This window comes from Streptomyces sp. NTD107, from assembly GCF_059510435.1.
This window is the reverse complement of record NZ_JCAJZV010000008.1, coordinates 232,470-247,825: the sequence shown is the minus strand read 5'-3', so window position 1 is coordinate 247,825 and position 15,356 is coordinate 232,470. Positions and strand designations below refer to the sequence as shown.

The 15,356-nt window shown below is 70.3% G+C and carries 17 protein-coding genes and 1 riboswitch; of the genes, 15 read left to right on the top strand and 2 right to left on the bottom strand.

All coding sequences use genetic code 11. The annotated features are described in order from the left end of the window. The first annotated feature begins 76 nt into the window (after nucleotides 1-76). The 12 genes from AC5WRL_RS18640 (at nucleotide 77) to AC5WRL_RS18585 (ending at nucleotide 10,704) form a co-directional block, all read left to right on the top strand. Nucleotides 77-1,021: a carbohydrate ABC transporter permease gene (locus tag AC5WRL_RS18640; RefSeq protein WP_496089706.1), complete on the top strand. Its 945-nt coding sequence runs from the start codon at nucleotides 77-79 to the stop codon at nucleotides 1,019-1,021. Beyond that, on the top strand, nucleotides 1,018-1,842 hold the full coding sequence (locus AC5WRL_RS18635; protein ID WP_496089705.1) for a carbohydrate ABC transporter permease: 825 nt from the start codon (nucleotides 1,018-1,020) through the stop codon (nucleotides 1,840-1,842). The genes AC5WRL_RS18640 and AC5WRL_RS18635 overlap by 4 nt, the downstream gene beginning before the upstream one ends. Before the next feature lie 8 nt (nucleotides 1,843-1,850). Further along, the gene (locus AC5WRL_RS18630) at nucleotides 1,851-3,284 is read left to right on the top strand and encodes a glycoside hydrolase family 32 protein (protein ID WP_496089704.1); all 1,434 of its coding nucleotides are present in this window, start codon (nucleotides 1,851-1,853) and stop codon (nucleotides 3,282-3,284) included. Beyond that, entirely contained in the window at nucleotides 3,281-4,198 is a 918-nt protein-coding gene (locus AC5WRL_RS18625) for a carbohydrate kinase family protein (protein ID WP_496089703.1), read from the top strand. The genes AC5WRL_RS18630 and AC5WRL_RS18625 overlap by 4 nt, the downstream gene beginning before the upstream one ends. A 27-nt stretch (nucleotides 4,199-4,225) precedes the next feature. Further along, on the top strand, nucleotides 4,226-4,459 hold the full coding sequence (locus AC5WRL_RS18620; RefSeq protein WP_496089702.1) for a hypothetical protein: 234 nt from the start codon (nucleotides 4,226-4,228) through the stop codon (nucleotides 4,457-4,459). 194 nt (nucleotides 4,460-4,653) lie between these two features. Next, nucleotides 4,654-5,766 carry an ATP-binding protein gene (locus AC5WRL_RS18615; RefSeq protein WP_496089701.1) on the top strand — a complete coding sequence of 371 codons (1,113 nt, stop codon included), beginning with the start codon at nucleotides 4,654-4,656 and terminating at the stop codon, nucleotides 5,764-5,766. Further along, a complete protein-coding gene (locus tag AC5WRL_RS18610; protein WP_496089700.1) occupies nucleotides 5,763-6,164 on the top strand; it encodes a roadblock/LC7 domain-containing protein in 402 nt (133 codons plus the stop codon). Before AC5WRL_RS18615 ends, AC5WRL_RS18610 begins: the two co-directional genes overlap by 4 nt. Next, a complete protein-coding gene (locus AC5WRL_RS18605) occupies nucleotides 6,161-6,538 on the top strand; it encodes a DUF742 domain-containing protein (RefSeq protein WP_496089699.1) in 378 nt (125 codons plus the stop codon). The genes AC5WRL_RS18610 and AC5WRL_RS18605 overlap by 4 nt, the downstream gene beginning before the upstream one ends. Then, on the top strand, nucleotides 6,513-7,103 hold the full coding sequence (locus AC5WRL_RS18600) for a GTP-binding protein (protein WP_496089698.1): 591 nt from the start codon (nucleotides 6,513-6,515) through the stop codon (nucleotides 7,101-7,103). Before AC5WRL_RS18605 ends, AC5WRL_RS18600 begins: the two co-directional genes overlap by 26 nt. An 8-nt stretch (nucleotides 7,104-7,111) precedes the next feature. Further along, nucleotides 7,112-8,485, top strand: a complete 1,374-nt coding sequence (locus AC5WRL_RS18595) for a cytochrome P450 family protein (protein ID WP_496089697.1) — start codon at nucleotides 7,112-7,114, stop codon at nucleotides 8,483-8,485. A gap of 267 nt (nucleotides 8,486-8,752) precedes the next feature. Further along, complete coding sequence (locus tag AC5WRL_RS18590) at nucleotides 8,753-9,901, top strand: cytochrome P450 (protein ID WP_496089696.1); 1,149 nt, start codon at nucleotides 8,753-8,755, stop codon at nucleotides 9,899-9,901. A gap of 20 nt (nucleotides 9,902-9,921) precedes the next feature. Continuing rightward, nucleotides 9,922-10,704, top strand: a complete 783-nt coding sequence (locus AC5WRL_RS18585) for an enoyl-CoA hydratase/isomerase family protein (RefSeq protein ID WP_496089695.1) — start codon at nucleotides 9,922-9,924, stop codon at nucleotides 10,702-10,704. Between the two features lie 26 nt (nucleotides 10,705-10,730). On the opposite strand, the gene AC5WRL_RS18580 is transcribed toward AC5WRL_RS18585, so the two are convergent. Beyond that, nucleotides 10,731-10,961, bottom strand: a complete 231-nt coding sequence (locus tag AC5WRL_RS18580) for a dodecin (protein WP_496089694.1) — start codon at nucleotides 10,959-10,961, stop codon at nucleotides 10,731-10,733. A gap of 81 nt (nucleotides 10,962-11,042) precedes the next feature. Then, nucleotides 11,043-11,139, top strand: a riboswitch (ZMP/ZTP riboswitch). A gap of 22 nt (nucleotides 11,140-11,161) precedes the next feature. On the opposite strand from AC5WRL_RS18580, the gene AC5WRL_RS18575 reads away from it, so the two are divergent. Together AC5WRL_RS18575 and AC5WRL_RS18570 are read left to right on the top strand one after the other, a co-directional pair. Continuing rightward, on the top strand, nucleotides 11,162-12,604 hold the full coding sequence (locus AC5WRL_RS18575; RefSeq protein ID WP_496089693.1) for a glycine hydroxymethyltransferase: 1,443 nt from the start codon (nucleotides 11,162-11,164) through the stop codon (nucleotides 12,602-12,604). 19 nt (nucleotides 12,605-12,623) lie between these two features. Further along, nucleotides 12,624-13,313 carry an endonuclease V gene (locus tag AC5WRL_RS18570; protein ID WP_496089692.1) on the top strand — a complete coding sequence of 230 codons (690 nt, stop codon included), beginning with the start codon at nucleotides 12,624-12,626 and terminating at the stop codon, nucleotides 13,311-13,313. Nucleotides 13,314-13,407: 94 nt separating this feature from the next. On the opposite strand, the gene AC5WRL_RS18565 is transcribed toward AC5WRL_RS18570, so the two are convergent. Continuing rightward, the gene (locus AC5WRL_RS18565) at nucleotides 13,408-14,457 is read right to left on the bottom strand and encodes an aminotransferase class V-fold PLP-dependent enzyme (RefSeq protein ID WP_496089691.1); all 1,050 of its coding nucleotides are present in this window, start codon (nucleotides 14,455-14,457) and stop codon (nucleotides 13,408-13,410) included. A 137-nt stretch (nucleotides 14,458-14,594) separates the two neighbouring features. Here AC5WRL_RS18565 and AC5WRL_RS18560 point away from each other — a divergent pair, with 137 nt between their 5' ends. Further along, nucleotides 14,595-15,353 carry a hypothetical protein gene (locus tag AC5WRL_RS18560; RefSeq protein ID WP_496089690.1) on the top strand — a complete coding sequence of 253 codons (759 nt, stop codon included), beginning with the start codon at nucleotides 14,595-14,597 and terminating at the stop codon, nucleotides 15,351-15,353. Nucleotides 15,354-15,356 lie beyond the last annotated feature (3 nt).

Sequence of the window (15,356 nt, the reverse complement as noted above, 5' to 3'; positions counted from 1 at the left end):
AGCCGCACCGCGCCACCGCCCGGCCTCCGGGCCGTACCGTCCCCGCCAACTTCCCGCATCGCAAGGTGACTCCGCCATGCCCGCTGCCCCCGCCCCGCCCGCCGCGCGCCGACCGCGCGGCCCGCTGACGGCTCCCGCCGTCGGAGAACGTCTCACCGCCGTCCTCTTCTCCGCACCCGCCGCCGCGCTGCTGGTGCTCTTCCTGATCTTCCCGTTCCTGTCCGCCGTCGTGCTGTCCTTCACCAACCAGCGCCTGGGTTCCCCGCTGCCCGTCGCCTTCGTCGGCCTGGAGAACTACCAGCGGATCTTCACCAACCCCGCCTTCTGGCGGGCCTTCGGCAACAACGTGCTGTTCGCCACCGTCATCGTCCCCCTCCAGACCGCCGCCGCCCTGGGCCTGGCCATCCTGGTCAACCGCAAGCTGCCCGGCCGCACCCTCTTCCGCACCCTCTACTTCCTGCCCACCGTCACGATCATGGCGGTGGCGGCTGTCATCTGGAAGCTGTTGCTGCTGCCCGAGGGCGGCCTGGTCAACGGCGTGCTGGGCTTTGTCACCTTCGGCCAGCTCCAGCCCGGCTGGCTGTCCTCCAGCGTCTGGGCGCTGCCCGCGGTCGTCCTCACCAGTCTGTGGCAGGGCGTCGGCTTCCAGATGATCATCTTCCTGGCCGGACTCCAGGCCATCCCCGCCCAGCTGTACGAGGCGGCCCGGGTGGACGGCGCGGGCGCCTGGCAGCAGTTCCGGCATGTCACACTCCCCGGACTGCGCAACACCTTGATCTTCGTCATCAATGTGACCTCGATCTTCGCCTTCCGGCTCTTCGACCAGGTCTATCTGATGCCCCAGTTCCCCGGCGGCCCCATGGACGCCACCCGCACCATGATGCTGGAACTCCTCCAGACCGGCTACACCCGGCAGATGATCGGGCGGGCCAGCGCCATCGCCGTCGTCTTCTTCCTCTTCGTCCTCGCGGTCTCGCTGATCCAGCGCCGCCTCGGCCGCGAGGAGCGTGCCGTCCGATGAGACACCGTCTGCTGCTCCACTACGTCCTGGCCGTCACCATCGCCGCCGTGATGGTCCTCCCCCTGCTCTTCATGGTCACCGGCGCCTTCAAACCCAACGCCGAAGTGCTCGCCCAGGGCGGCAGCTGGCGCGCCCTGCTGCCCACCGGGATCACCCTCGACAACTTCCGCAGCGCCTGGGAGCGCGCCGCCTTCGGCCGGCTGCTGCTCAACTCCCTGCTGATCTGCGTCCTCACCGTCGGCTCCGGACTGATCGTCAACAGCATGTTCGGGTACGCCCTGGCCCGGCTGCGCTTCACCGGCCGCAACCTGGTGCTCGCCGCCGTCGTGGCGCTGATCATCATCCCCTTCGAAGCGCTGGCGATCCCGCTGCTGCTGATGATGACCGAGCTGGGCTGGCACAACACCTACCAGGCCCAGATCATCCCGTTCGTCGCCAACCCCTTCTTCATCTATCTCTTCTACACGTTCTTCCTCGCCATGCCGCGCGAGTTGGAGGAGGCGGCCCGGATGGACGGGGCCGGACCCTGGCGCACCTTCCGCTCGATCATCGTGCCGCTGTCCCGGCCCGCCTACGCCTCGGTGGCCATCCTCGGCTTCCTCACCGTCTGGGGCCAGCTGCTGTGGCCCGTGATGGTCACCCGCAGCGAGGACGTACGGCCGCTGCCGGTCGGGATGTCCGTCTTCCAGACCCTGCCGCCCCTCCAGTGGGGAGACATCATGGCCTTCGCCACGATGATGACCCTCCCCGTCCTGGTGGTCTTCCTCATCTTCCAGCGCGCTTTCGTCCAGGGCATCGCCTCCCAGGCGGTCAAGGAGTGAACCACACCATGCACGCCCCCCACCCCGACCCGCACCACCCCACGGCGCGCCCCCGGCCGGCCACCGGCTGGATCAACGACCCCAACGGTCTGGTGCACCACGACGGCTGGTACCACCTGTACTTCCAGTACAACCCCACCGCCGCGCGGCACGAGTCGGTGCACTGGGGCCACTACCGCAGCCGCGACCTGGTGCGCTGGGAGGAACTGCCCATCGCCCTCGCCCCGTCCGGCGGCGCCGCCGAGGACGCCGACGGCTGCTACTCCGGCAACGCCGTCTCGGCCGGCGGCCGGATCACCGCCTTCTACTCCGCGCACCGTGCCGGCCGCTGGTACCAGCCGGTGGCTGCCGCCGACTCCGGAGCCGACGGACGCACCCTCACCAAACGCCCCGGCCTGCTCGTCGAAGAACCACCGCCCGAGGTCACCACCTACCGCGACCCCTATGTATGGCGCGCCGCCGACGGCGGCTGGCGGATGCTGGTCGGCGCCGGACTGCGCGACGGTTCCGGCGCCGCCCTGCTGTACTCCGCCACCGACCTCGAACACTGGCGGTACGAGGGCCCGCTGCACCGCCGCGCCGACGCCGGCCCCGGCGTCCCCACCGGCGAAGCCTGGGAGTGCCCCCAGCTCGCGGCCTACCCCGACGGCCGGGTCCTGCTGCTCACCAGCACCTGGTACCAGCGCACCGGCCCGCACCGGGTCGCCGCCTGGACCGGCACCCCCCGGGCCACCGGCGGGTACGCCTTCGCCGACCCCGTCCACCTCGACCACGGCCCCGACTTCTACGCCCCCGCCCTGCTCCGTGCCCCGGACGGCCGGTGGCTGCTGTGGGGCTGGTGCTGGGAGGCCAGGGACAGCGCCTGGAGCGAGGAGGCTGGCTGGGCCGGGCTGCTCACCCTGCCCCGCGAGCTGACCCTCACCCCCTGCGGCGCCGTCCACCAGGCGCCCGCCCGCGAGCTGACCGGGCTGCGTACCGGGGCGCCGCTGACCGTGGCGCACACCGCGTCCCCCGGCGCCGTGACCACCCTGGGCCCGCTGGCGCGCGCCGCCGAGCTGCGGCTGGCGGTGTCCTTCGGCGCCGACGCCGCCTGGGGGCTGCGGATCGCCACCGGCCCCGCCGGGCAGTGGCTCGACCTGGAGATCCGCGACGGGCGGCTGACCGTGGACCGGGGGAGTGCCTCCGGTGACCGGCGCGCCCATGTCGGGGCCTACCGGATGCCGCTGCCCGGGGCGGTACCCGGCGGCGCGGTGGAGCTGACCGTGCTGCTCGACCACTCGGTGTCCGAGGTGTTCACGGGTGACGGTCAGGCCCTCACCCTGCGGTTTTATCCCGAACCCGAGGGCAGCTGGACCTTGCTGTCCCGGGGTCTGGCAACGGATGATGTATCCGTTACGGGTGAGGTGTACCGGCTGTCCGGTGCGGAGGGAGCAAGCGCATGAACGCGGGCCGGGTGACCGTCGTCGGTGAGGTGCTGGTCGATCTGCTGTGGCGGGCCGGCGAGCGGGAGCTGCGGGCGGTGCCCGGCGGCAGCCCGGCGAATGTCGCGGTCGGCCTGCACCGGCTGGATCGCCCGGTCACCCTGATCACCGCCTGGGGCGACGATGTGCCCGGCGCGCTGGTGCGCGAGCATCTGGACGGCATAGGCGTGGAGGTACGCCGCGCCCCGGCCGACTCCGAGCGCACCATGGTGGCGCTGGCCTATCTGGACGCGGAGGGCGGAGCCCGCTACGACTTTCTCGCCGACTGGGACCCGCGGCGGATCGAGGTGCCCTCGGACACAGCGGTGCTGCACACCGGTTCGCTGGCGGTGGTGGTCGAGCCGGGCGCCGCACGGGTGCTGACGCTGTGCCAGGAGCAGCGGAGCGCCGGCGCCACCGTGGTCGCCGACCTCAATGTGCGGCCCGCGGTGCAGCCCGACCGGGACGCCTACCGGGCGGCCGGTGTCCGGCTGGCGGGGGTGGCGGACGTACTGAAGGCCAGCGACGAGGATCTGGGCTGGCTGTATCCGGGGCTCACCCCGCAGGCCGCCGCGCGTGAACTGCTGGCGCTGGGCCCGGAGCTGGTGGTGGTGACCCTGGGCGCGGAAGGCGGTCTGGCCCTGACCGCCGATGCCGAGGTGCGGGTGCCGGCCCCGTCGATCACGGTGGTGGACACCATCGGCGCGGGGGACACCTTCCAGGCCGCGCTGCTGGACGCCATCGCCGGGCACGGCTCGGTGCCGCGTGAACCGGCCCTGCTGACCGAGGTGTTGACCCGCTGTGCGCTGGCCGCCGCGATCAACTGCACCAGGACCGGGGCGAATCCCCCGACCACGGCGGAGCTGACCGCTGCCGCCGCTGCCGCCGGCCGATAGCCGGGGGGCCGTAGCAACGTTGTCCAATTGGCCAAGACCACTGGACTGCTGAAAGTACGTCAGGGAAACTCGAAGGATGCCCTGGTGAGAGGCGTCAGCCGTGTTGCTGATGATACGATCACCGCGCTTGCCAAACGAGCCGTGGGCGCGTATGGCGAACGGCAATCAGGCAAATCAGCCGAGCGGGCCATCCCCGAGGAGCGTTATGCCGTCAGCAGGGCGACCCCTGCCGTCAGGGGGCGGACCCAACAGGCCACCTGACCAGCTGTTATGCGGTGTGCGCCCGGCCGAGTGCCGGTAATCCTCAAGGCTGCCGCAGGTATGCCGATTCGCACCGCATCGATGAAGCCACCCGCGGCCCGGCCAATTGAGGATTACATGTGAAGCCGGTTCTCTTCTTGTGAAAGAACCGTGCCAGGAAGCGAATAGATGCGGTCTAGCTTAAAGAGAATCTCATGACGTCACTACAGGATCCAGCGGTCTGGGGTTTGGTCGCCGGAACTCCTCTCGCCGCCACCGTGATTTATCGCGGCCGAAAAGCGAGAGCAAAGCTACGCGAAGAGAATGAGGAGCTCGCCACCCGGCACGCCGAGCTGGAGGGTTCCTTCACCGAGGCTGTCGCCGAGGCCGAGAGCCGTGCGGAGGAGGGCACCAAGACGGCGCTGAAGGCCGCCATGCGGACCCTTCAGGGTCTGGCCAACGAGCAGCAGCTGTCCATCTCCAAGGTGCAGGACAAGTACGGAGACCTGCACATTCTCCAGGACCTCCTGGAGATCGACCACATGAACTCCCAGTTCGGCCGGCGCGCGCAGTCCATCGCCGTGCTGTGCGACGGGTGGCTGGGCCGGTCCCGCGCGGTGGCCTCGGTCTATGACGTGGTGCGCAGCGCCAAGGGGCGCATCCGGCACTACACCCGGGTCGAGGTGCGCTCGCAGAGCAACTTCGCGGTGGTCAGCCGCGCGGTGGAGCCGGTGGCCCTGGCGCTCGCCGAGCTGCTGGACAACGCGACGAGCTACTCGTCCCCCGAGACCACGATCGAGATCAACATCCGTACGGTGCCCAAGGGCGTCATCGTGATGATCGACGACGCGGGCGTCGGCATGAACGAGGAGGAGAAGAACCGGGCGGCCCGGCTGCTGTCCGGGGACACCCCGCCCGGGGTGACCGAGCTCGGCAACCCGCCGCAGTTCGGCTTCGCCGTCATCGGTGTGCTCGCCGCGCGGTACGGGTTCAACGTCTCCGTGGACTCCTCGTCCCCCTACGGCGGTGTGCGTGCGGTAGTCCTTCTGCCCCAGGAGCTGCTTACCACCATGCCCGAGCCGGAGACCACGCCGACCACGGACGCGTCCCCGGCCGGCCAGGCGCCGGCCGTGGTCACCGGGACCACCTCCGGCGGGCTGCCCAAGCGCAGGCGTCGCGGGATGTCCATCGTGCAGCCCGAGTCGCGCGGCGCGGAAGCGCCGGCCCGCTCCAGCGAAGAGACCGCATCGATCATGGGCGCCTTCCAACGAGGCACCCAGGCCGGCCGTAACAACGCTCCCAGCACGGAAGGACCCGAGCAGCAGTGAACCATGATCTCTCTTGGATGCTGGAGAGCGCCCTTGAGGTGCCCGAGGCCCGGCACGCCCTGTTGGTGTCGGCCGACGGTCTGCTGATGGCCCGCTCGAAGGACGTCCCCAAGGACGACGCGGACACCATTGCGGCGGCGATGAGCGGCATGCAGTCGCTCAGCCGTACGGTGGCCGGCTTCGGCGGGAACGGCGCCATGCGCTGGCGGCAGACGCTGGTGGAGTTCGACGGCGGCTTCGTGTTCCTGATCTCGGCCGGCGAGGGCGCCTACCTCGCGGTCTCCGCCTCGCCGCGTGTGGACATGGCGGACATCACCTTCCGCATGCAGCAGCTGGTCAACCAGCTCGGCAAGGCACTGTCGACCCCGCCCCGTGAGAATTCCGGAATCCCCACATGAGTGATGTCCCAGACGAGTTGCCCGCCGAATCAGCTGATTTAGTACGTCCGTATGTGATCACCAATGGCCGTGGTCTCCCCCAAAGCGATCGTTTTGAGCTGATCACTTTGGTGACCGCCACGGAGGGAAACCAGCATCAGGGTCCCCTGGACCCCGAGAAGCGCAGCGTGATGGAGCTGTGCGAAGGCGGTTATCTCTCGGTCGCCGAGATCGCCGGTCATCTGGATCTTCCGGTCGGCATCATCAAGGTTCTGCTGTCCGATCTCGCGGAAGAGGGACGCATCATGATGCGTGCCCCCATCCCGCGTGCCCATCTGACCGATGTCCAGGTTCTCCAGGAGGTGCTCAATGGACTCCAGGCACGTTTCGGGTAACAGCGTCCACCTCCAGGAAAGTGTGCAGATTGCCGCAAAAATCCTGGTGGTCGGCCATTTCGCGGTAGGCAAGACGACCTTTATCGGCACCCTGTCCGAAATCCCCCCGCTGCGCACCGAAGAGACGATGACTCAGGCCGCCGCGCATGTCGACGATCTGAAGGGGGTGCACGGCAAGACCACCACCACGGTGGCGATGGACTTCGGCCGCCTCACCCTCAGCGACCGCCTGGTGCTCTATCTGTTCGGTACGCCGGGTCAGCAGCGCTTCGTCCAGGTGTGGGAGGACATGAGCCGGGGTGCCCTGGGTGCGCTGGTGCTCGTGGACCCCGAACGCCTCCAGGAGTCCTTCGCGGTCATGGACCTGGTGGAGAAGTACGGGATCCCGTTCGCCATCGCGGTCAACCGATTCGACGACCAGCCGAACCGTCCCGACAGCGAACTCCGCGAAGCGCTCGACCTGTTGCCCGACACCCCGATCGTCACCTGTGACGCACGTGATGAGAAGTCATCGGCCAACGCGCTGGTGGCCCTGGTGCGTTATCTACAGAATCGTTCCAGCTAGGAGTATCAATGGAACCCCAGCCCAGATTTGACGGCCCCCCGCCCGGCTGCCCCGCCCACCAGGGGGGTGGTGGCGAGCAGCAGGGCGTGGAACGGGTGCCCCTGTACGGGCCCGAGTTCGCCGCCAACCCGCACGCCTTTTATGACTATCTGAGGGAGTACGGTCCGGCCGGACCGGTCGAGCTGGCGCCCGGGGTGGACGCCACCTTGGTCACCGACTACTCGGCCGCGCTGCACGTACTGCAGAACCCCGACGCCTACGTGCGGGACGCCCGCCGCTGGCGTGCCCTGAACGAGGGCACGGTCTCCCCGGACCACCCGATCATGGCGCTGATGGGCTACCGGCCCAACACGCTGTTCGCCGACGGTGCCCAGCATCTGCGGCTGCGGCCCCCGGTCGCCGACAGCCTCGCCCGGCTGGACGCCTTCCGGGTCAACCGCACCGTGGAGAAGGTCTCCACCTACCTGGTGAACCAGTTCAGCCACCGGGGCAGCGTCGATCTCCTCAACGAGTACGCCAAGGAACTCACCTTCCTGGTGTTCAACGAGTTCTTCGGCTGCCCGCCGGAGATCGGCGACAACATCATCCACGGCTTCACCGCCATGTTCGACGGCACCGGTGACGCGGTGGCCGCCAACGAGGTGCTGTCCCAGACGCTGTACGCGCTGTCCGTCGAGAAGCGCAAGAGGCCGGGCGACGACGTCACCTCCTGGATGATCGAACACCCCTCGCAGCTCACCGACGAGGAGATCGCCCACCAACTGGCCGTCACCCTCGGCGCCGGCATCGAGGCCGAACGCAACCTGATAGCCGCCGGCCTGATGCTGATGCTCTCCGACGAGCGCTATTTCGGCGACATCGGTGGCGGCGGGCTCCTGGTCGAGGACGCCCTCACCGAGGTGCTGTGGAACGATCCGCCGATCGCCAACTACGCCACCCACTACCCGGTTCGCGACACCGATCTGGGCGGTGTTCCGCTGCGGGCCAACGATCCGGTGGTGATCAGCTTCGCGGCTGCCAACGCCGACCCGGCCCTGGCCTCCTCCCAGGTGGTCAGCCGGCGCGCCCACCTCGCCTGGGGCGCCGGGCCGCACGCCTGCCCGGCCAAGGACTCGGCCTCGCTGATCGCAGTCGGCGCGATAGAGCGGCTGCTCAACCAGCTTCCCGACATCGAACTGGCCGTTCCCGCCGAGAGCCTGCAATTCCGTCAGGGCGCCGTTCACCGGGCGCTGAGCACGCTGCCCACCCGGTTCACCCCGGTACGCCGGCAGCGGCAGGCGGCGCCGACCGAGCAGGAGGCCGCCGCGCAGCGCAAACAGTCCGGAGCACAGGCCGCCAAGGGAGGTCTGTGGAGTTCCTTCCTGTCCTGGTGGCGGGTGTGACGCAAGCAACAGAGGACTATTCATGTGACATATGCGTAGATGGCCAAGGGTGGGGGTAATGGTGTCAGCGGTCATGTCGGCCGCCTCGTGACGAGTGCGGCTGACATGAATGACGCGACCCCATTAGTGCACCTCATAGGAGTGTTCGTGGCACTTTCCGAGCGCAATGCGGTAATCAATCCACGCTCAGTTGTCTCACTGCTCTCACGTCTGCGCAACGCGCGTGGACAGGCGGATCCCTATCCCATATTCAAGGAGATCAGGGAAATGGGCGAGGTGGTTCCCTCGCCCTGGGGGGCGCAGTTGATCACCTCCTACGAATTGTGCGACCGGATACTCCGTGACACCAAGTCCTGGCGGGCCCTCGATGACGCATGGCGGACCCGGCGGGCGGACGGGCGCTGGGGGGCGCCCTCCGCCGCGGAGCTCGGCGCCGTACTGCAAGGGCTCAATCCGCCCGAGCACACCAAAGCCCGCCGCTCCATCGGCAATATCTTCGACCGGCGCACCCTGGAAAAGCTGAACGGGCCGATACAGGCCACCATCGAGCAGCTTCTCGACAACCTTGCCGAGCGAATACGCGAGGAGGGTGAGGCCGATTTCTCCGTTCTGGTCAGTGAAGAACTCACCATCGCCGCGATGGGCCACTGGCTGGGAATTCCCCGGGCGGACTACGACCTCGTACGCTCCCTGAGTCACGCCCATATCTACGCGCAGGAACTGCTCCCCACCCCCAGTCAGCTGGCGACCGCGAATGTCGGAATGCTGGGGATGCGCGAGTATTTCACCAACCTCGTGAAGGACCGCCGGAAAAACCCCGGCGATGACGTCATATCCAGCTGGATCAGGGGCTGGGACCAGTTGGAACCCGACCCCGAGGCCGCCGACCACGCCGTCTATCTGCTGGTGATGTTCATCGTCGGCGCGGCCCTGGAGACCACCTCCACCCTGCTGTCCAACCTGATCTGGACCCTCGACCAGAACCCCGACCAGCGACGCCTGCTGCTGGAGAACCCGTACGAGGTCCCGGCGGCCGTCGAAGAGGTGCTGCGCTACGACCCCCCGGTCCATGTGACCACCCGCGCCGCGGCCCACGACATGGTCGTCGCCGGCGTCCCCATCGCCAAGGACGAACTCATCCACACGGTGATCGCCTCCGCCAACCACGACCCGGCGCGCACCGAGGACCCCGACACCTTCGACATCCGCCGCGAGGGCGGCGGCCACGTCTCCCACCTCGCCTTCGGCGGCGGCGTCCACTACTGCATCGGAGCCGGCCTGGCCAGGATGGAGGCCCAACTGCTGCTCTCCGCCGTCATCCGCCGCTTCCCGACGCTGCGCGTCAGCGCCCCGCCCCAGTGGGAGTCCCGCGTGGCCTTCCGGCACTACACCGCTCTGCCCGTGACCACCGGTTGATGAACAGGAACCTCTTACCCATGTCCAGTGAATTCACCAGCCTGCTGGTCAAGCGCGATGGGTCGGTGGTGAGCGTCAGCCTCAACACCCCCGAGAACGGCAACCTCGTGACCGAAGAGGTGCTCGACGAACTGCTGTCGGTCCTGGAGTTCACACACGACCACCCCGAGGTCCGGGTCCTCACGCTCTCCGCCGCCGGCGACGACTTCTGCGTCGGCGCCGATCGCACCGAATTCGACCGGCTGATGGCCCAGGACCCCACCGGCTCCGGAATGCGCGCCCTCAGTGGCAAGGCCCGCCGAGTGTGCGACTCCCTCGCCACCACCAGTGCCATCACCATCGCCCGGCTCCACGGCCGCGTCATCGGCGCGGGCGTCGCGCTCGCCGTCTTCTGTGACCTGCGGGCCGGCGCCGACACCGCCCGCTTCCGGCTCCCCGAACTCGCCGTCGGACTGCCCGTGGCCTGGGGCGGCGCGCTGCCCCGCATGCTCCACGAATCCGGCGCCGCCAGAACCCGGGAACTCATCCTCACCGGCGAAAGCTTCGACGCCGCCACCGCCCGCGAACTGTCCGTCCTGCACAAGGTCGCCCCCGAGGCGGAACTCGACGGCGTCATCGACGCCTGGATCCGCCCCCTGCTGCGCAGACCCGGTGGTGCCCTGCGCACCACCAAGGCCGTACTGAACGCGCACGCCTCCGTCGCCCGGCTCACCGACGCCACCCTCCTGGAGGGCGACCTGCTCTCCGGCGCGCTCGCCGCCGGCCGCGCGCAGACGGACGGCGGTGCCCCGGGCCACCTGTGAGCGGCTGACCGGCCCCAGCGGCGGCCTCAGCCGGCCGCGTCCGTATCGGACTCATCCATCCGGAAGCCCACCTTCAGACCGACCTGATAGTGCTCGATAACGCCATCGACGATATGACCGCGCACCTGGGTCACCTCGAACCAGTCCAGATGGCGCAAGGTCCTGGACGCGCGGCCGATCCCATTGCGGATCGCCGCGTCCAGGCCCTCGGGCGACGAACCCACGATCTCCGTCACCCGGTAAGTGTGATCCGACATAACCGTCTCCCTGGGGCGCAGCGGGCACGATCCCCCCTACCACCGTGCCCCAGCCCGCCCCGATCCGCGAGTGCTAGGCTCGTCGCGGGCCGTGACTGGCGCGTCGGGATGGACCAACCATCGGGGAGCGGCCTTCGCCGTCGCGCGATATCGGGAGCCGTGCGCCTGGGCCATCGCGACATCCGTCCAGGAGGCCCCGCATGACCGCACAGCCCAGCACCGAATCCACCGCCTTCCGCACCGCCATCGACGTGGTGCGCGGCGTCGAGCCCCGCATCGCCGACGCCATCGGAGCCGAGATCGAGGACCAGCGCTCCTCGCTCAAGCTCATCGCCTCCGAGAACTACGCCTCGCCGGCCACCCTGCTCGCCATGGGCAACTGGTTCAGCGACAAGTACGCCGAGGGCACCATCGGCCGCCGCTTCTATGCCGGCTGCAAGAACGTCGACACCGTCGAGTCCATCGCCGCCGAACACGCCCGCGAACTCTTCGGCGCCCGCCACGCCTACGTCCAGCCGCACTCCGGCATCGACGCCAACCTCGTCGCCTTCTGGGCCGTCCTCGCCGCCCGCGTCGAGGCCCCCGCCCTGGAGCGCGCCCGCGCCCGGCAGGTCAACGACCTCAGCGAGGCCGACTGGGCCGCCCTGCGCCAGGAACTGGGCAACCAGCGGATGCTCGGCATGTCCCTGGACGCCGGCGGCCACCTCACCCACGGCTTCCGCCCCAACATCTCCGGCAAGATGTTCGAACAGCGCAGCTACGGCACCGACCCCGAGACCGGCCTGCTCGACTACGCCGCCGTACGGGAGGCCGCCCGCGCCTTCCGCCCGCTCATCCTCATCGCCGGCTACTCCGCCTACCCCCGGCTGGTCAACTTCGCCACCATGCGCGAGATCGCCGACGAGGTCGGCGCCACCCTCATGGTCGACATGGCACACTTCGCCGGGCTCGTCGCCGGCAAGGTCCTCACCGGCGACTTCGACCCGGTGCCGCACGCCCAGATCGTCACCACCACCACCCACAAGTCGCTGCGCGGCCCGCGCGGCGGCATGGTGCTGTGCGACGACTCCCTCGCCGACCAGGTCGACCGCGGCTGCCCCATGGTCCTGGGCGGTCCGCTGCCGCACGTCATGGCCGCCAAGGCCGTCGCCCTCGCCGAGGCCCGGCAGCCCGAATTCCGCGACTACGCCCAGCGCGTCGTCGACAACGCCGATGCCCTCGCCGAGGGCCTGCTGCGGCGCGGCGGTGCCCTGGTCACCGGCGGCACCGACAACCACCTGGCGCTCATCGACGTCTCCGGCTACGGACTGACCGGCCGTCAGGCCGAGGCCGCCCTGCTGGACGCCGGCATCGTCACCAACCGCAACGCCATCCCGCGCGACCCCAACGGCGCCTGGTACACCTCCGGCATCCGGGTCGGCACCCCCGCCCTCACCACCCGTGGCGTGGACACCGCCGGCATGGACGAGGTCGCCGAGCTGATCCACACCGTGCTGGCCGCCACCACCCCCGGCACCGCCAAGAACGGCAAGCCCTCCAAGGCCGCCTACACCCTGGGCGACGGGATCGCCGAGCAGGTGCGCGAGCGGTCCGCCGATCTGCTCGCCAAGCACCCGCTCTACCCCAGCGTCGACCTCGGCTGACCCGGCGACAGCGGCCACCGTGCACCTCCACCACACCACCCCGGCCACCGAGACCGAGGCGATCGCCCGCCAGCTGACGCTGCGCGAGCAGGTCAGCCCCGAGGACACCGGACCCGCCCCCGGCGCGCCCGGCACGGTCGCCGGGGTGGATGTGGCGTACGACGACGACCGAGGCATCGTCGCCGCCGCGGCCGTCACCCTCGACGCGGAAACCCTGGAGATCCGCGAGAGCGCCACCGCCACCGGACCGGTCGCCTTCCCCTACCGCCCCGGACTGCTCGCCTACCGCGAACTGCCCGCCGTCCTCGACGCCCTGGACCGGCTGCGGCACCCGCCCGACCTGGTGGTGTGCGACGGCTACGGCACCGCCCACCCCCGCCGTTTCGGCCTCGCCGCCCACCTGGGGGTGCTCACCGGCCTGCCGTCCATCGGCGTCGCCAAGAACCCCTTCACCTTCCACCACGACCCGCCCGCCCCCGAACGCGGAGCCTCCGCACCTCTGCTGGACGACGACGGCGAAGAGGTCGGCCGCGCGCTGCGCACCCAGCCCGGCGTCAAACCCGTCTTCGTCTCCACCGGCCACCGCGTCACCCTGCCCACCGCCTGCGCCCACGTGCTGTCGCTGGCCCGCCGCTACCGCCTCCCCGAAACCACCAGGGCGGCCGACCAGCTGTGCCGGGCAGCCCTGAGGGCCGCGGTCGGCGGCTGACGGGACACCACTACCGGTACGGGCTCCCGTTGCGCGGGTCGCGCATCCGGCCAGGACGGTCCGCCCGCCGTCCATCGGAGTGCCGCCGCGCCGCTCAGCGATGCGCCGACAGGGCGTCCAGCAACCGGTCCACATCGGCCTCGGTGTTGTACAGATGGAACGACGCCCGCAGATGGCCGCCCCGCGCCGAGACCCGGATGCCCCGCTCGGCCAGCCCCCGCGCCACCTCCTCAAGGCCCGGCACCGACACGATCGGCGCGTCACCCGGCACCGGCTCGTACCCCAGAGCGGCCAGCCCGGTACGGAACCGCCGCGCCAGCCCCCGGTCGTGGGCCGCGATCGCCGCCGTCCCCACCTCCTCCACCAGCGACAGCGAGGCGGCCGTCCCGATCCCCGGCAGCAGCGGGCAACTGTCGTCGAACCGCCGCGCGTCGGCGGCCGGGTCCCGCACCCGCCCGTAGCACGTCGCCCACGGATCCCGCGCCGTCAGCCAGCCGGGACCGGCCGGCACCAGGCCGCCCCCGTCCACCGGCATCGTCAGGAAACTCACCCCGCGCGGCCCCAGCAGCCACTTGTACGTATCGCACACCGTGTAATCGAAGTCCGCCGCCGACAGCGGCAGCCACCCCACCGCCTGCGTGCCGTCCACCAGCACCCGCGCCCCGTACCCCCGCGCCGCCTCCCGCACCGCCCGCAGATCCACCACCCGCCCGTCGATCGACTGCGCCGCGCTCACCGCCACCAGCGCCGTACCGGCCGTCACCGCCTCCGCCAGCTTCTCCAGCGGCACCTCACGCACCGTCAGCTCACGGCGGGCATGGAACGGGTTGACCAGCGAGGAGAACTCATCCTCCGCACACAGCACTTCGGCCCCGGCCGGCAACGACCTGGCCACCGTGCCGACATGACCGGCCACACTCGCCCCCACCGCCACCCGCCCCGGATCGATCCCCGCGATCCGCCCGTACGCCCGCCGGGCCTCCTCCACCAGCTCGAAGCCGGCCGCCTGATCGGTCCTGCCGTCCGCCATCTCGGCGACGGCCGCCTCCAGCGCCCGCACCGTACGGGCCGGCAGCACCCCGTGGCTCGCCGTGTCCAGATACACCGTCCGCAGCGCGTACTCGGCACGCAGTGTGGTCTCCATGGCGACAGTGTGCCGCCGCTCGTCCCTCCTGGCCACTCCCGGTCGCCGCCCGGAAACGCTAGGGTGATGCCGCCCCGATCGGCGGAGTGTGGGAGGGCGAGGGATTGCGGCAGCACCGCGGGACGGCACCGTGTGCCGTGGCACTGGTGGCGGTCATCGCCCCACTGCTGGCCGGCTGCGGCCCGGGCGAGAAGGACGGCGGTACGGGCCCGGCGCCCACCCCGCCCACCGTCCCCACCACGGTCATCGAGGAACCCGCCGGCTGGGAACCCGACCCGGCCCGCCTCCCCACCGGGCCCGATGCCGCCCTGGCACTGGCCCGCGCCATCACCGCCGACCCGGACGACTACGGGCCCGGCTACCGGCCGCAGGACCCCTACGAAGCGGACCCGGCCACCTGGGCGGTACTCGGCGAGAACTGCGTATGGACCCGCGAGCCGCTGCCCGAGCACGTCCTGGCCAACCTCACCCGCAACAGTGAACTGCCCGCCGAGCGCACCGGCGCCGGGCCGCTCCAGGTGATGTCCTCGGTCACCGTCCACGACTCGGTCACCGCCGCCGACGCCCGGATGGCCGGCATCCTCGAAGAGGTGCTGCGCTGCCCGGGACAGCAACTGCGATCCGACGAGCGCGTCACCGGACTGCTCTCCACCGTGGAGCGGGACGGGGCACACAGCCGGCTGCGCGCCGACGATCTGATCCACGAGGGCGGGGAGTTCATCAGCGACCGGTACGGCGGCCCGTACCCCTACCTGTGGGTCGTCACCCGGCGCGGCCCGGTCACCGTGGCGCTCGCCGTCAAGGGCACCCAGGGGTACGACGAGGCCGCCGTCGAACGGATCGTGACGGACGCCCAGGAACTCATGCTGGCCAGGGTGGAGAGCGCGCTGCGCTGAGGG

What these genes read in the sequence shown, in the direction of transcription:
- AC5WRL_RS18640 (WP_496089706.1), top strand. Translation starts at nt 77, where the DNA reads ATGCCCGCTGCCCCCGCCCCGCCCGCCGCGCGCCGACCGCGCGGCCCG.
- AC5WRL_RS18635 (WP_496089705.1), top strand. Translation starts at nt 1,018, where the DNA reads ATGAGACACCGTCTGCTGCTCCACTACGTCCTGGCCGTCACCATCGCC.
- AC5WRL_RS18630 (WP_496089704.1), top strand. Translation starts at nt 1,851, where the DNA reads ATGCACGCCCCCCACCCCGACCCGCACCACCCCACGGCGCGCCCCCGG.
- AC5WRL_RS18625 (WP_496089703.1), top strand. Translation starts at nt 3,281, where the DNA reads ATGAACGCGGGCCGGGTGACCGTCGTCGGTGAGGTGCTGGTCGATCTG.
- AC5WRL_RS18615 (WP_496089701.1), top strand. Translation starts at nt 4,654, where the DNA reads ATGACGTCACTACAGGATCCAGCGGTCTGGGGTTTGGTCGCCGGAACT.
- AC5WRL_RS18605 (WP_496089699.1), top strand. Translation starts at nt 6,161, where the DNA reads ATGAGTGATGTCCCAGACGAGTTGCCCGCCGAATCAGCTGATTTAGTA.
- AC5WRL_RS18600 (WP_496089698.1), top strand. Translation starts at nt 6,513, where the DNA reads ATGGACTCCAGGCACGTTTCGGGTAACAGCGTCCACCTCCAGGAAAGT.
- AC5WRL_RS18595 (WP_496089697.1), top strand. Translation starts at nt 7,112, where the DNA reads ATGGAACCCCAGCCCAGATTTGACGGCCCCCCGCCCGGCTGCCCCGCC.
- AC5WRL_RS18590 (WP_496089696.1), top strand. Translation starts at nt 8,753, where the DNA reads ATGGGCGAGGTGGTTCCCTCGCCCTGGGGGGCGCAGTTGATCACCTCC.
- AC5WRL_RS18585 (WP_496089695.1), top strand. Translation starts at nt 9,922, where the DNA reads ATGTCCAGTGAATTCACCAGCCTGCTGGTCAAGCGCGATGGGTCGGTG.
- AC5WRL_RS18580 (WP_496089694.1), bottom strand. Translation starts at nt 10,961, where the DNA reads ATGTCGGATCACACTTACCGGGTGACGGAGATCGTGGGTTCGTCGCCC.
- AC5WRL_RS18575 (WP_496089693.1), top strand. Translation starts at nt 11,162, where the DNA reads ATGACCGCACAGCCCAGCACCGAATCCACCGCCTTCCGCACCGCCATC.
- AC5WRL_RS18565 (WP_496089691.1), bottom strand. Translation starts at nt 14,457, where the DNA reads ATGGAGACCACACTGCGTGCCGAGTACGCGCTGCGGACGGTGTATCTG.